This is a genomic window from Apilactobacillus quenuiae, from assembly GCF_002994005.1.
In the GTDB taxonomy this organism is placed as follows: domain Bacteria; phylum Bacillota; class Bacilli; order Lactobacillales; family Lactobacillaceae; genus Apilactobacillus; species Apilactobacillus quenuiae.
Genome location: NZ_POSN01000004.1, coordinates 32729 through 48497, shown reverse-complemented (window position 1 = coordinate 48497; position 15769 = coordinate 32729). Strand labels below are relative to the sequence as shown.

Here is a 15769-nt window from a genome sequence, read left to right as displayed (position 1 = left end):
CAAACTTTTATAATTATATAATTTTAATAATGGGGACTTTATATGCTAAAATGACTAGTATTGTTATATTAGCAATTATTTACAGGAGGTGAATAATTTGATTATTTTACAAACTAATAAATTAACCAAACGTTTTGGTGGAGAAAATCTCTTCACAAATGTAAATATGAGTATTCCAGAAAACGGTAAAGTTGGCTTAGTTGGACGTAATGGTGCTGGTAAATCAACGTTAGTAAAAATGATTCTAGGCAAAGAATCAATTGATGAAGGAAGCGTTACTACCAAGAATGGATTGACAATTGGGTATTTAGCACAAAATACTGGACTAAGATCCAAAAAAACCATTATAGAAGAAATGGAGTCTGTTTTTAAAGAACTTCGTGAACTAGAAAAAAGGATTCATATATACGAACAAAAAATGGCTAACCCTAAAGTAATTGATAATCCTAAAGAATTAGCAGAAATTAGTAAAGTTTATGATCAATTACAGGCAAATTTTCTAGCAAAAAATGGTTTTGGATATGAAGCAGAAATTAGATCAGTTCTTGCAGGTTTTGGATTTAAAAAAGATTCATATAATAAAAGAATTGATGAATTGTCAGGTGGCCAACAAACTCAATTAGCTATGGCTAAATTATTGTTGGAAAAAAGGGATCTATTAATACTTGATGAACCAACCAATCATATTGATGTCAAAACAATTTCTTGGTTAGAAAATTATATAAAAGGCTATCCAGGTGCATTATTGATTATTTCACATGATCGTTACTTTATGGACAAAATTGTAAATGAGGTTTATGACTTAAATCATGGACATTTGGACCAATATAAAGGCGATTATTCTTCATTTGTTAAACAAAAACATGAAAATTATCAAATACAGCTTAAAAACTTTGAAAAACAACAAAAGAAAATTCACAAAATGGAAGACTTTGTGAATAAGAATATTGTGAGGGCCTCTACAACTAAAAGAGCACAAGCGCGCCGTAAACAATTAGAAAAAATGGATCGTATCGATGCCCCTGAAAATGAAGAAAAAGCTGCTAAATTTTCATTTTCACCCTATAAACAAAGTGGAAATGTAGTTTTAAAAGTTAGTGATCTTGCAATCGGATATAATAATAAAGAAATAAGTACCAATATAAATTTAGATATAAAAAAACATCAGGCCGTTGCATTAATTGGACCAAATGGTGTTGGAAAATCAACTCTATTAAAAACTATAATTAAACAATTACCAAAAATGGCTGGCAAAATTAATATTGGTACTGGTGTACAAATTGGGTATTACGATCAACATCAAGAAAACTTAAATTATAAAAAAACTGTTTTAGATGAAATATGGGATGATTATCCTACTCAAACTGAACAACATATTAGATCAATTCTGGGAAGTTTCCTATTTTCTGGTAATGATGTTGACAAGATCGTAGGTACTCTTTCTGGTGGAGAAAAAGCCCGCTTATTATTAACTAAACTAGCAATGCATCATGATAATTTTCTTATTTTAGATGAACCTACCAATCATCTCGATATTGATAGCCGAGAAGTTTTAGAAAATGCTTTAAATTTATTTGATGGTACCATTCTATTTGTTTCTCATGATCGTTACTTTATCAATAAAATCGCAACTTCAATTATTGAATTAACAAATGAAGGTTCTAATGAATATTTAGGTAACTATGATTATTATATAGAAAAAAAAGAAGAGCAATTAGCAATTAAAAATCATCAAGAAAAAAATGAAGACACTAATAAAGTAAATGATGATAAATCTGATAACCAAAAACAATTCATAATTAACAAAAATCAAAAAAAAGAAGAACGTAAAATTAAGAGGACTATTAAGACAATAGAAAATGATTTAGAAGATTTAAATCAAAATAAAATTGATATTGAAAAATCAATGATTAATCCTGATAATTTGCAAAATATTGATAAACTAAATGATTTGCAAAAAGAATTGGATGATATCAATAAAGAAATTACAGAAAAAGAAAATAAATGGGAAGAATACAGTCTTAAAATTGAATAAAAAAAAATACCTTTTATCGTAATTTCGATAAAAGGTATTTTTTATTTATCTTATAATAAATCAAAATCCAAACTAGGATCTGCATTTAAATTAACACCAGCGAAAATGTTCTTTTTAGCTAAAACATAACCGGCTGCACCAATCATAGCAGCATTATCTCCACATAATTTTAATGGAACTTTTATCAAATCAGTATTTGGAATGTCATTGATAGCCTTATCTAAAGCAGATCTTAATCCATGATTGGCAGCAACCCCTCCTGCTAATATTAATTGGCGAACTGGATATTTTTCTAATGCTCGTTTAGTTTTATATACTAAGACGTCAACAACCGCATTTTGGAAACTAGTTGCTAAATCATCCTTATTTAGTTTTTCATTTACTTGATCAGCATGATGAGTGGTATTTAAAAATGCACTTTTCAGGCCACTAAAACTAAAATCAAAAGTATCATCTTTCTCCATAGCACGTGGAAAATCAAAAGTATCTTTCCCGTTTGATGCCATCTGATCTACCTTAGGACCAGCAGGATAATTAATCCCTAAAACTCGACCCACTTTATCATAAGCTTCACCAGCAGCATCATCCCTAGTTTCACCAATAATTTTAAATTCACCTTCTTCAGGCATTAAAACTAATTCAGTATGTCCACCAGAAACAACTAATGATAATGCAGGATATTCGATTTTTTCCACATAGCGTCCAGCTAAAATATGACCAGCAATATGGTTTACTGGAATTAATGGGATATTATGAGCCCAAGCAATTGTTTTAGCAGCAGTTACACCAATTAATAAAGCACCTACTAATCCCGGGCCATAGGTAACTGCAATTGCATCAATATCATCATATGTTACATTTGCCTCTCTCATTGCATCTTCCACACAAATGGTAACTTCTTCAATATGATGACGACTAGCAACTTCTGGTACCACTCCGCCAAAACGTTGGTGACTTTTTATTTGTGTAGCAACAATATTCGATAAAATTTTATGACCATCTTCAATAATAGCCACACTAGTTTCATCACAACTAGATTCAAAAGACATTACTATATGTGGTTCCAAAAAAATACCTTCATTTCTATATTAAATTCCAAAGTTATTAGGGATGGTTTCATATAAATTTAAGTCTAAAACCATATCTAATGCATCTTCATTATCATCGTCATAATAGTTTTTCTTTACACCGTTATTCTTAAATCCTAGATCAGAATATAACCTTTGCGCTCTAATGTTACTTAAACGTACCTCTAAAGACACCGACTCATATTCTAATTGACGTGCTTTTTGGATAACCTTAGCAATTAAAAAGTATCCTAATCCACGATCCTGAAATTCAGGCAATACAGCAACATTAGATATATGACAATCTTTTGCTTTATCGTTCAAAGAACTACCGATAAAGGCAACCAATTGATCACGATACCTTACCAACAAATAAAATCGGTCATCACGTGGACGTAATTCTGTATCAAATACATCCGATGTCCATGGAGTAGCACCATTATAAACTGATTTTTCAACCTTAATAATATCGGGAATATCTGTAACCATTGCTTTAGCAACGTAGTATTTATGATCATTAATCTCAACATTATGATTTTTAACTTTTAAACATTCTCTTTTAAAAGATTTGTTGGTGTTAAGAAAAGTTTTTCGATACCAATTAATCAAATTTTTCAACATATGATGTTTCTTCTTCCTCAGGATTATTTTTCTTCCAATCTGCCTCTGCTTTAGTTAAGCGTAAGTAGTTAGGAACAAAGCTATGAATGTTTTTAATTGGAGATTGTTTTTCTCCATATATTCCTAATCTAGCCGCTTGAGGTAAATTATCAAATTGATTTAATAATTTTAGATTACTACCATAGTTTTGGCTCAATTTATCTAAAAAGTTTTCAGTATCACCTATTACATAAATATCAGAGTTTACCTTTCCAACCAATGATAACCATTTATCAAAATCAGTATGTTGATCCTTAATGATTGATTTTGGCACTCCATTTTCAATTTTATATAAACCTGTAAAAACATTATTATTTCTGGCATCGAAGATTGGCATAACTAAGCTGTCTTCTGTTTGTACGTTAAGAGCTAGTGTTAACAAACTGGAAACGCCTACTAAATCAATACCTAAAGTATATGCTAAAGTTTTAGCAGTTGCAGTTGCAATACGAATTCCAGTATAAGAACCAGGACCATTAGCAACTACTACTCTTTGTAAATCTTTAGGTTTCATCCCAACCTTTTGAAACAATTCATCAATAATTGGTAATAAATATTCTGCATGCTTTTGATGAACTGTAGTGGATTCTGTTGCTAAAACACAATTGTCATCTAAAATAGCAACTGTTAATGGTCGATTAGATGTATCCAAAGCCAATACTTTCATTTAATCTTCGATCCCCTTGATTTTTAATTATTTTAAAATTACAAACTAAATTATAACAAAAAAAATAGACATCTCCATAAAAAAATGAAAACGCCTATTAATTTAATCAATTATTTTTCCAAATAATGTTAGCGACTGTACAGTGCTTTTCTCCACTCATAATCTCATGTTTAGTTAAGATATTACCATCTTCTAAGTTTTCCATACTATAATGACTTTCAATATCAGTGCCATATTTAACTTCATTTTCATATCTTAAATCAAAATGAATAGGTGCATGAGTAGTTAAAAATTCTGATGGCAATACATTAATCATCCAATCCATATAATGAGCATTATTAACATGCTTATTAGAATCAATATCAGTGTATCTAACACTAAAGCGCCGATGTTTAGAATTCTCTAAATCAACTTTACGTGGTTTCATTAAATTAGGAACTTTATTAACCTTTTCAGCACCAAACGGTGTAACTACCTCACTAGGAATAGAAGCAATTCTCCTAGCTTCATAATTCATAATTGCCCAAAGTCCGGTCATATGAACCAAAATTTTGCCATTAGTATCCCTAATTTTAAATTCACGGTAGGCAAAATATTTATTATAAGATTTAGATTTAGTAGTTACAGTTATTTCCTCATCAACTGTTGGCATTCGACTAATATCAACATTATATTGGATTACAATCCATGTCACTCCAAATTTTCTTACAAAATCAGCACCAACCCCAAGATAATCACTATGATCTTCAGAAGCCAATATAATAACATCCAGCATCATAGCTAAAGTCATTCTTTTAGTAAAATCAGCTTCATAATAAGTAACTCGATGTTTTTCACTATATTCTGTGGGTTCCATAACTAAACCTCAATTCTTAATTTCATGGTATATATTATAAATTTCTTGTTTTCTAACTGAATGGATTTTAGAAACTTTTTTAATGGCAGCATTGGGTTTCATATTCTGGTTAATAAAATAGTCAACTTGTTCAGAAATAGACAATCCAGATAATTTATCTTCTTTATGATTGTCAACATCATTATTGCCATCAATAATAATAACAAACTCTCCACGTACTTGATTATTACTTGCCCATTCAATTAACTCATCAACGCTTCCACGAGTGAATTCCTCAAACTTTTTGGTCAATTCACGGCAAAGAACCGTTTTTCTATTATAGCCCATAACTTTTTTAATATTTTTCAAAGTCTTAAGTAGGCGATGAGGAGCTTCATAAATTATTAATGACTCTTCGTGGTTATTTAAGCTTTCTAATTCGCTAATTTGTTCACTATTTTTTCGTTTCAAAAATCCATAAAAATAAAATGGCTGTGGATTTAATCCAGATGCTATTAATGCTGTAATCCCAGCATTAGCACCAGGTAACGGCACAACATTAATGTCATTATTAATACAAGCAGAAACTAATTCATGTCCTGGATCACTAATTGAAGGCATCCCAGCATCACTAACTTGAGCTATTGAAATCCCAGCATTCAATTTTTCAACTAGTTCAGGAATGCGACGTTCTTTATTATCTTCTCTAAAACTAATTTTTTTGCTGTCAATTTCAAAATGGTTTAACAATTGCTGTGTATGACTAGGATTTTCTGCTGCAATAATATCAACTGATTTTAATGTTTTAATGGCCCTAAACGTCATATCATCTAAATTGCCGATTGGTGTTGGGACCAAATAAAGTTTACCTTTATTATTCATCCCAGTAAAACTGTGTTGAATATTCAATTTAATCCCCCATAAAATTATCTATTTAAAATTTCATTGCAAAAGATACAACTTTCATTATCTTCACGATGAGTTCCATAAAATTGATTACATACATGAAAGCCCTCATTATAAAGCTTCTCTAGATTCTTACGTGACTTAGATAGTCGAGGTTCTTTAATACTTTCAACGTTTTTATCATCAATTTTTTGTGCTTCTATAAATTCATGGAGATGTTGATTTTCAATTTTTAATTCTGCGTTTTCCTCTAATACTTCAGCCAAACCCTCTCTTAATTCATAAAATTTAGTTAGCATTAATTGAGTTTGAGCTTCCATATTCTTGAATCCATCATATAATTCACGTTTATCCAATTAAAATCCACTCCATTTTTTAAATTAACTATTGGTCTAAAAGATTCATAATCTGCAATGTTATCGATTCTAATATATTTTGAAAACTAACATTAATTGATAATTGTTTATTACATCCTAAAATAAGTTCCAAAACCCTAACTAAAGTTATAGATGAAATATTACTAGCCAGCGTTTTTATATTTTTTTCATTATTTGGAAAACTAAATTGATCAGCTTTTAAATATTTGTAATTTAATACATCCTCAAAAGCAGCAATCATCATGTTAATAATGGGTTCTCTATGATTTTTATCAATTACTAATGGAATAATATTAGATTGAATTGTAACAAACGCTTCAGCATCATTTTTTACAATTAAATCGAACCAAACTCCAATGGAATTTTGCATTTTGCTTAACCAATCATCATCTTGCCATTTTTTTACAACTTCAGTGCTATTAGTTAACTTATTGACTAAATACAATTGGCTATTGCGAATTCCCAACTTGCTTAATTCTTCTTCAAAAGACCCACTATCTAAATTTGGAAATTTAATAACTTGAGTTCTAGAAATAATCGTAGGTAAAATCAAATTCATATTAGTCGTTAGTAAAAATGAAAAAATATTATTGCCAGGTTCTTCAATAAACTTTAGAAGACTGTTAGCAGCTCCACTAGTCATTTTTTCAGCACTTTGAATAATAAATACTTTTTTATTACCTTCAAGACCACTCTTAGAAAATTCATCTTTTAAATACCTAACTTGATCAACTTTTATACTTTGACCATCAGGTTTTATAATAACAACATCAGGATGTTGTTGTTCAGTAATACGACGACATTCATTGCATTTTCCACATGGATATCCATTGTTACGATTAGGACAGAAGATTCCCATTGTAATAAATAAAGCAAGTGCTAATTTACCAACTCCAGATTCTCCATTAAATAGATATGAATGAGACAATTCATCTCTTGCAATGATTTTAACAAAGTTTTCAGATAGATGAGGTTGTTTATTATTCACTTCATTAATTACGTTGTTTTCACTCATTAATTTACCTCAATTAGAAATGATAAAGATTATCCATCGGCATTTCCATAACAATGGAACCGCCAACTTCAATTTTAACTGGATAAGAAGCATCAGATACTCCGCCGTCTAAGTTAACTGGCGGTGTCATGTATTGTTCACGTTTTCTGGAAACTTTCTTAATAAGGTCCAAAACTTCTTGAACTCTTTCATCTTTAATTCCAATCATAAAGGTAGTATTCCCTGACTTTAGAAAACCACCAGTAGTTGATAACTTGGTTTGTTGAATATTATTTTTTACAAATTGGGATTGAAGTTTATTAGCATCTTTATTTTGAATAATTACAATTAATAATTTCATTATCAGTCACTCCCTAAAATCATTATTACATAAATTCATTAACATATTTTTTCATAATATTTAAAACATCATAATAAACATCTGCTATTGGTTTAGTAGCATCAACTACTTTAACCCGACTTGGATTATCGTGAACAATATCTTGGTAAGCTTTATGAACACGCTTATGAAAGTCAACCGTTTCAACATCTAAACGGTCAATATCATTAGCATCGCGATTTTTAGCAATCCTTTTTAATCCAATTTCAACTGGAATATCAAAATAAATTGTCAAATCAGGTAAGAACCCTTCAGTAGCAAATTGGTTCATATCATAAACTAATTTTTCACCAATTTTACGACCGCCACCTTGATAAGCAATTGAACTATCTAAAAAGCGATCACAGATTACTAATTTATTTTCATTCAAAGCAGGTTTTATTGTTTGAATAATATTTTGTCTTCTAGCTGCTGCATATAGTAACGCTTCAGTCCTAGAATCCATTTTAATATTTTCACGATCTAAAATCATATTTCGGATACTTTCAGCAATATGGTTACCGCCAGGTTCACGACTGGTAACCAATCTAGATCCTAATTTAAGTTGTAAATTATTTAACAGTTTATTTAATACAGTAGTTTTACCCGCTCCATCGGGACCTTCAAAAGTAACAAATTTACCTGACATATTAATTCACTCACTTTTTTAATTTATGTAATAATTGTACTTTAATTTTTACTTTTCAACAAATTAAAATAAAAAAGTGTCAAAATCTTAAAAAGACTTTAACACTTTTTTATTTAATAATCTATTACTGAAGATTGAATTTTATTATTATGAACATTACGTTCTCTTGCTTCGCGGTATAAAAATAAATACTTGGCTTTAGATAACTGAGTCTGAGCGATAATTTCTTCATCAATTTCTGAAACTGCTTGTTCAGTTTCTTGTGCCTTATCCCATTGATCTTTTGCTCGATCAATGGAATCTAATAGAAATTCATCATATTGTGCACCCACATTTTTAAAACCTTTTCTAAAACCTAACATTTTAACACCTCTATATTTCAGTTCTACCAGAAACCGCTCTAGATAAAGTCATTTCATCAGCATATTCAATATCACTACCAACTGATAATCCATGAGCTAATCTAGTAACTTTAATGCCGGCAGGCTTAACCAATCTAGAAAGATACATAGCTGTAGCTTCTCCTTCAGGAGTAGCATTAGTTGCAATAATTACTTCTTTAATATTTGAGTTAGTCTGTAATCGTTTGATTAACGGCTTAATATTCAAATCTTCTGGGCCAGTACCTTCAATTGGTGAAAGAACGCCTCCAAGCACGTGGTATAAGCCATGATAACTTTTCATTTTTTCCATAACCATAATATCTTTAGGTTGTTCTACAACTAATAAGATATTTTGATCGCGACTTTTATCCTTACAAATAATACATGGATCTTCTTCAGTTAAATTTCCACACACAGAACAATATCTTAATTTATCTTTAGTTTCTTTTAAAGCAGAAGAAAACTTTGAAACATCATCAGTATTCATATCTACTACAAAATAAGCTAATCTAATTGCTGTTTTATGACCAATTCCAGGTAAACGCATAAAACTATCAATTAGTTTAGCAACTGGTTCAGGATATTGCATAATATACCTTCTTTAATAAAATTACATTCCAGGAATTCCTTTAGTGTATTTGCCTAATGAGTCTTGGGTTTCTTTATCAATTTGTGATAATGCATCATTAACTGCACTAATTACTAAATCTGACATCATATCTGGATCATCTGGATCAATAGCTTCTGGCTTAATTTGCATATCTTTCATTTTACGATCACCAGAGAACACTACTTTAACCATATCTTCAGGGGCTTTACCGGTAAATTCTTTACTATTAATTTGTTCTTGTTCAGCACCCATTTGTTTTTGCATTTGTTTAACTTGCTTCATCATCTTTCCCATGTTCATACCATTCATCATAATTATTATATCTCCTTAATCATTTTTTAAATTAATAATATCATTGCCAAACATATCTGTGGCTTTTTTTACAATCTCTGAATCATCTGGATTGTTCTCATCATTATTATCATGTTTTTTTTCATTTTTTTCAATAGAAGAATGTTCTAAATTAACATTATTTTCCGGTGTTATATGCTCATTTTTTCTATTAATCAAATAATTTTTTCTGATTTCTGGCCATTGATCACTTGGAACAAACACAATTTTAGGAACATAGCCTAAAATGCGGTCCAATCCATTTTCCAAAGCATCACTAAGGTCAGTATCTGAATTAGCTTTTTGAAATAAAAATGGATACTCAAAAGAAACAATTACACCATTTTCGCTTGCAGCAACTGGTTTAGAAACATGCATCATTGCACGTTGCGTAACATCTAAAGATTGTAATAACTCATCCCAAATATTTTGTAAATTATTTAAGTTTTCACGAGTAGCATCATCTAATACTGGATAAATTTTACTCAAGTTAACTTTTTCTTCCCTGCTAGAAGGACTTACTCTAGTTTTATTTTTAGTTTCAGGAATCTCCATAGAAACTGTTTGGCTATCATTTCTTGATTGATTATTTTTTTCATGAGTTAATTTATCAATTTGATCAGTTAAAACAGAAACTTTCTCATTTAAATATTGAATTTTACTATTTAGTTCAGAATTATCATCATTAGATTCACTATTAGCATCATAGTTATTTGATAATTTAACTGTCAAGACATCCAAATATACATCCGGATGCATTGTATAACGCATTTGTGATTGAATATCATTTAGCTGATTTATCATTTTATAGACTATTTGAGCATCAATTTGTTTAGATAAGCTCTTAAAGTCATCATCAATAATCCCTAATTCAGCTGATTCAACCATCTCAGGAGATTGTTGATATAGTAGAATATCTTGACAATAATTTATTAAGTCCTCAATAAATCTACTGGCATCTTTACCTTCTTGTAAAATGTCTTGAACATTCATTAGTGCTGATTTAACATCATGTTGAATAACACAATACAAATATTTAGTCATCGCTTGTTTAGTAACACTTCCAGTAACTTGTAATGCATTTTCATAGGTTAAATGATCAGATCCAAAAGATAAAACTTGGTCTAAAATACTCAAAGCATCACGCATACCACCCTCAGCTGACTTGGCAATGACCTTTAAGGCCCTATCATCATAATCCATATTCTTTTGATTTAAAATAAATTCCATTCTCTTCAGAATATCTTTAGACGTAATCCTTTTAAAATCAAATCTTTGAACTCTTGAAATGATAGTAGCAGGAATTTTTTGCGGTTCTGTTGTTGCTAAAATAAAAATAACATGTGCAGGTGGCTCTTCTAGTGTTTTAAGTAAGGCATTAAAAGCACCTGTTGATAACATATGAACTTCATCAATAATATAAACTTTATATTCGGCTTCCGTTGGGGCATACTTAGCCTTATCACGTACTTCTCTAATCTCCTCAACCCCATTATTTGAGGCCGCATCAATTTCAATTACATCGTTTAAAGTACCATTAGTAATACTTTTACAAAGGGTACATTCATTGCATGGTTCACCATCTTTTTTATTAGGACAGTTAATTGCCTTAGCCAAAATTTTAGCAGCAGAAGTTTTTCCTGTTCCACGAGGCCCAGCAAACAAATAAGCATGACTTAATTGATTAGTAATGATTGCATTTTTTAAAGTAGTAGTAATAACATCCTGCCCAATTACGTCATCAAAACGTTGAGGACGCCAAACACGGTACAAAGCTTGATAGCTCATCAAAAAATTCCTTTCAAATGTTAATTATTACTTATATTATATATGCTATTTAGTAATTATGCTATTGCATACATAAACTTAAAAATTATTTTAAATAAAAAAAGCTCCTAGCCATCAATTGGCTAAGAGTTTAACTACATAAAAAACAAGAAGCACAAGCGTAGAATACTTAGTGCTGCTTCCTCTCGGATCTGACACGGTTCGTAAACACAACTTTGCTTCAAGGTCTTTCGACATAAATAATAATAACTGATTTAATATTATTTATCAAGACTATTGTTTAATCTTTTTAATAACTTTTTACGTTTTCTAGCTTTCTTAAAAAAAGCTTTCATTTCATAACTAGCTTGATCAGCTAGAATACCATTTTCTACGATAACATGATGATTAAATCTTTGATCATCAAATATGTGATACAAGCTTTCAGATACTCCAGCTTTATAATCTGGTGCGCCATAATATAGATTCCTTATTCTAGAATTTATTATTGCTCCTGCACACATTAAACATGGCTCAATCGTTACATACAAATCACAACTTTCCAATCGCCAACTTTTTAAATAGCGACAAGCTTCATCAATTGCAATAACTTCAGCATGATCAAGAGCATTATTGCTATGTTCTCTTAAATTATGTCCTCGTCCAATAATCTTATCATCCTTAACAATAACTGCACCTATTGGGACTTCATTAATCAAACTGGCTTTTTTAGCTTCATATAAAGCCTCTTTCATAAAACATTTATTCATAATTAACTATCCTTTAAAAGTACTTTCTAAAATATAATATCCTTTATCTTTACGAATAATTTTACAATTGCCAAACAAGGAATTCATTAATTTTTTAGCAGAAGGTGCTCCTTGCTTTTTTTGAAGAACAACCGTTAGTGTTCCATTAGTTTGCAAATGATCTAAAGCACCTGAGATCATTCCATTTACAACACCTTTTCCTGCTCGAACAGGAGGATTAGTCAAAATAGCAGCAAATTTATCTTTAACATTTTCATAAATATTTGAATTGTGAATTTTAATATTTTGGACAAAGTTTTGTTCAGCATTTTTTTTAGCTAAAGATAAAGCTAAATTATTAACATCTACCATTTCAAAAATTCGATTTGGATATTTTTTGGCCAAAGCAATTCCCATAGGACCATATCCACACCCTAAATCTAATATATTACCAACTGGTATTTTATCTAGATTTATATTTTTAACTAAAGTTGACGATCCATAATCAACTGTTCTTTTTGAAAAAACTCCATTATCAGTAGTAAACGTTAGATCGTTACCTAGTAATTTATAGTTCCATGTATGTAGCTCATGGACAACATCTGGGTTAGGTGTATAATAGTATTCGTTCATTTTTATATCACTCACTTCTAAAAAAATATTTATAAAATTTTTTAAAATCAACAAAGCACTATACTTAGTATGTTTAGAATTTTTTCAACACTAAATATGGTGTTTTTATGTTTGATTTTTTATTTTTCTGGTGTAGAATTTATATATAAATTAATTCCGATGGACGGAAATAAAAAGCCAATTAACAACCAGAAAGGATTATTATATCATGGAAAAAGTTACCGTATATTCAAAAAATAACTGTATGCAATGCAAAATGACTAAACGTTTTTTAGGAGAACATAATATTGAATTTATTGAAAGAAATATAAATGAACAACCAGAATATGTTGATTACCTAAAAGAAAAAGGATTTATGTCATTACCTGTAGTTGAAGCTAAAGGTATGAATGCTATTTCAGGGTTTAGACCAGACCAATTAAGCCAATTAGCATAATTGTTAATAATTACATTATATTATAAAATTTAATTTTTGGCGAAACCGCTAATGGTCTCGCCATATTTTATCTAATAATCAAAAAATTATGAAAGAGTGGTTGTAAATGTCATTAAAGGACCTAAAAGATGTTACTTATTATGATTTAAATAATGAAATTAACATCCCTAAAGATGGTAAGATCCAATTGAATAAAGATAAAGAAGCTTTAGATGCTTTTATTAAAGAAAATGTAGAGCCCAACTTAAAAAGTTTTTCTTCATTAAAAGAACGTTTTGATTATTTAATTGAAAATCAATATATTGAAAAAGAATTTGTAAACAAATACAATTTCAAATTTATTGAAAAGATATATAAATACTTAAAAGAACAAAACTTCCACTTCAAAACTTTTATGGCAGCATATAAGTTTTATGCTCAATACGCTTTAAAAACTAATGATGGTGAATATTATCTTGAACGATTTATTGATCGTGTAGCAATGAATGCTCTTTTATTTGCTGACGGAAATGAAGAATTAGCTTTAGACTTAGCTAACGAAATTGTTCATCAAAGATATCAGCCGGCCACTCCTTCATTTTTAAATGCTGGTAGAAAACGCCGTGGTGAATTTGTATCATGTTTCTTAATTCAACCTACTGATAATATGAACACAATCGGAAGAACCATTAACTCTGCCCTACAATTATCTAGAATCGGTGGTGGTGTTGGAATTAATCTTTCAAATCTACGTGCTGCTGGTGATCCTATTAAACACATCGAAGGTGCTGCTTCTGGTGTAGTACCTGTTATGAAACTATTAGAAGATAGTTTTTCATATTCTAATCAATTAGGACAAAGACAAGGTGCTGGTGCTGTTTATCTAAGTGTATTTCATCCTGATATTATTTCTTTTTTATCTGCTAAAAAAGAAAATGCAGATGAAAAGATTCGTGTTAAAACTTTATCACTAGGAATTACAGTTCCTGACAAATTCTATGAATTAGCTAAAAATGACGAAGATATGTATTTATTCAGTCCATATGATGTGGAAAGAATATATGGTGAGCCTTTCTCATATGTTAATATTACAAAAGAATATGACAATATGGTTGCAAACGATGAAATTAAAAAAACAAAAGTAGAAGCTCGTGATATTGAAACTGAAATTAGTAAATTACAACAAGAATCAGGTTACCCTTATATCATGAATATTGATACCGCTAATCGAGCTAATCCAATTGATGGAAAAATTGTGATGAGTAATTTATGTTCAGAAATTATGCAAGTTCAACAACCATCAACTGTTGATAATAAACAAGATTACATCGAAAAAGGTACTGATGTTTCATGTAATTTAGGCTCAACAAATATTGTTAACTTAATGGCTAGTCCTGATTTCGGTAAATCAATTGATTCTATGGTTAGAGCATTAACTTTCGTAACTGATCATTCAGACATTGATGTAGTTCCTTCTATTCAACGTGGGAATGAATTGTCACATAGTATTGGTCTAGGTGGCATGGGTCTACACAGTTTTTTGGCTAAGAATCAAATTGAATATGGTTCAGATGAATCTGTTGAATTTACTAATGTTTACTTTATGTTACTTAACTACTGGACTTTAGTTACTTCTAATAAGATTGCTAAAGAAAGAAAAGAAACCTTCTATAATTTTGAAAACAGTAAATATGCTGATGGATCATACTTCGATAAATATACTAATAAATATTGGGGGCCAAAATCGAATAAAATTAAAGCTATCTTTAAAAATATTTTTGTGCCAAATGAAGATGATTGGAATACATTAAAGAAGGCTGTTATGAAAGATGGTATCTATCATCAAAATAGATTAGCAGTCGCTCCTAATGGTTCTATTTCATATATCAATGATTCAACAGCTAGTCTTCACCCTATTATTAGTAAGGTCGAAGAAAGATATGAATCAAAAACTGGTAAAATTTATTATCCTGCTCCATACTTATCTAATGAAACATTAAAATATTACAAATCAGCATATGATATTGATATGCGCAAAGTTATCAATATTTATGCTGCTGCACAAGAACATGTTGACCAAAGTCTAAGCCTTACCTTATTTATGCGTTCAACTATTCCTGAAGGACTTTATGAATGGAAAGATGATCGCACTAATAAGATGACAACCCGTGATTTAAATATTTTACGAAATTATGCACACGCAATGGGAATTAAATCATTGTATTATGTAAGAACATTCACAGATGACAATCAAGAAGTTGGTGTCAATGAGTGTGAAAGTTGCTCAATCTAATTAATTAAGGAGCTAAGTAA

18 protein-coding genes and 1 other RNA gene are annotated in these 15769 nt (G+C 30.0%); 3 read left to right on the top strand and 16 right to left on the bottom strand.

Annotation, left to right across the window (positions count from 1 at the left end; all coding sequences use genetic code 11):
- Positions 1-97: 97 nt before the first annotated feature.
- Positions 98-2035 carry an ABC-F family ATP-binding cassette domain-containing protein gene (locus C7N44_RS06240; RefSeq protein WP_105957057.1) on the top strand — a complete coding sequence of 646 codons (1938 nt, stop codon included), beginning with the start codon at positions 98-100 and terminating at the stop codon, positions 2033-2035.
- 50 nt (positions 2036-2085) lie between these two features.
- Here C7N44_RS06240 and tsaD read toward each other — a convergent pair whose 3' ends face one another.
- From tsaD to C7N44_RS06160, 16 genes are all read right to left on the bottom strand, one after another.
- The gene (gene tsaD, locus C7N44_RS06235; RefSeq protein ID WP_191983103.1) at positions 2086-3108 is read right to left on the bottom strand and encodes a tRNA (adenosine(37)-N6)-threonylcarbamoyltransferase complex transferase subunit TsaD; all 1023 of its coding nucleotides are present in this window, start codon (positions 3106-3108) and stop codon (positions 2086-2088) included.
- Between the two features lie 15 nt (positions 3109-3123).
- Positions 3124-3723, bottom strand: coding sequence for a ribosomal protein S18-alanine N-acetyltransferase (rimI, locus tag C7N44_RS06230; protein WP_105957056.1), 600 nt, complete (start codon positions 3721-3723; stop codon positions 3124-3126).
- On the bottom strand, positions 3704-4429 hold the full coding sequence (gene tsaB, locus C7N44_RS06225) for a tRNA (adenosine(37)-N6)-threonylcarbamoyltransferase complex dimerization subunit type 1 TsaB (RefSeq protein WP_105957055.1): 726 nt from the start codon (positions 4427-4429) through the stop codon (positions 3704-3706). The genes rimI and tsaB overlap by 20 nt, the downstream gene beginning before the upstream one ends.
- 106 nt (positions 4430-4535) lie before the next feature.
- Complete coding sequence (locus C7N44_RS06220; protein WP_105957054.1) at positions 4536-5285, bottom strand: acyl-[acyl-carrier-protein] thioesterase; 750 nt, start codon at positions 5283-5285, stop codon at positions 4536-4538.
- 9 nt (positions 5286-5294) lie between these two features.
- Positions 5295-6179, bottom strand: a complete 885-nt coding sequence (rsmI, locus tag C7N44_RS06215; RefSeq protein WP_404799043.1) for a 16S rRNA (cytidine(1402)-2'-O)-methyltransferase — start codon at positions 6177-6179, stop codon at positions 5295-5297.
- Positions 6180-6190: 11 nt separating this feature from the next.
- Positions 6191-6526: a DNA replication initiation control protein YabA gene (locus C7N44_RS06210; RefSeq protein WP_105957053.1), complete on the bottom strand. Its 336-nt coding sequence runs from the start codon at positions 6524-6526 to the stop codon at positions 6191-6193.
- Positions 6527-6554: 28 nt separating this feature from the next.
- On the bottom strand, positions 6555-7562 hold the full coding sequence (holB, locus tag C7N44_RS06205) for a DNA polymerase III subunit delta' (RefSeq protein ID WP_105957052.1): 1008 nt from the start codon (positions 7560-7562) through the stop codon (positions 6555-6557).
- A 13-nt stretch (positions 7563-7575) separates the two neighbouring features.
- Positions 7576-7902, bottom strand: a complete 327-nt coding sequence (locus C7N44_RS06200) for a cyclic-di-AMP receptor (protein ID WP_105957051.1) — start codon at positions 7900-7902, stop codon at positions 7576-7578.
- Positions 7903-7927: 25 nt separating this feature from the next.
- On the bottom strand, positions 7928-8569 hold the full coding sequence (gene tmk / locus C7N44_RS06195) for a dTMP kinase (RefSeq protein WP_105957050.1): 642 nt from the start codon (positions 8567-8569) through the stop codon (positions 7928-7930).
- Positions 8570-8682: 113 nt separating this feature from the next.
- Positions 8683-8931 carry a YaaL family protein gene (locus tag C7N44_RS06190; protein WP_105957049.1) on the bottom strand — a complete coding sequence of 83 codons (249 nt, stop codon included), beginning with the start codon at positions 8929-8931 and terminating at the stop codon, positions 8683-8685.
- A 10-nt stretch (positions 8932-8941) separates the two neighbouring features.
- Complete coding sequence (gene recR, locus C7N44_RS06185; protein WP_105957048.1) at positions 8942-9541, bottom strand: recombination mediator RecR; 600 nt, start codon at positions 9539-9541, stop codon at positions 8942-8944.
- 21 nt (positions 9542-9562) lie between these two features.
- Positions 9563-9874, bottom strand: coding sequence for a YbaB/EbfC family nucleoid-associated protein (locus tag C7N44_RS06180; protein WP_105957047.1), 312 nt, complete (start codon positions 9872-9874; stop codon positions 9563-9565).
- A 15-nt stretch (positions 9875-9889) separates the two neighbouring features.
- Complete coding sequence (gene dnaX, locus C7N44_RS06175; protein ID WP_105957046.1) at positions 9890-11680, bottom strand: DNA polymerase III subunit gamma/tau; 1791 nt, start codon at positions 11678-11680, stop codon at positions 9890-9892.
- 136 nt (positions 11681-11816) lie between these two features.
- Positions 11817-11912, bottom strand: an RNA gene (ffs, locus tag C7N44_RS06170) — signal recognition particle sRNA small type.
- 28 nt (positions 11913-11940) lie between these two features.
- A complete protein-coding gene (locus C7N44_RS06165) occupies positions 11941-12429 on the bottom strand; it encodes a nucleoside deaminase (RefSeq protein WP_105957045.1) in 489 nt (162 codons plus the stop codon).
- Between the two features lie 6 nt (positions 12430-12435).
- On the bottom strand, positions 12436-13041 hold the full coding sequence (locus tag C7N44_RS06160) for a class I SAM-dependent methyltransferase (RefSeq protein ID WP_105957044.1): 606 nt from the start codon (positions 13039-13041) through the stop codon (positions 12436-12438).
- Positions 13042-13249: 208 nt separating this feature from the next.
- On the opposite strand from C7N44_RS06160, the gene C7N44_RS06155 reads away from it, so the two are divergent.
- Together C7N44_RS06155 and nrdE are read left to right on the top strand one after the other, a co-directional pair.
- Positions 13250-13477, top strand: a complete 228-nt coding sequence (locus C7N44_RS06155) for a redoxin NrdH (RefSeq protein WP_105957043.1) — start codon at positions 13250-13252, stop codon at positions 13475-13477.
- A 106-nt stretch (positions 13478-13583) separates the two neighbouring features.
- Positions 13584-15749, top strand: coding sequence for a class 1b ribonucleoside-diphosphate reductase subunit alpha (nrdE, locus tag C7N44_RS06150; protein ID WP_105957042.1), 2166 nt, complete (start codon positions 13584-13586; stop codon positions 15747-15749).
- Positions 15750-15769 lie beyond the last annotated feature (20 nt).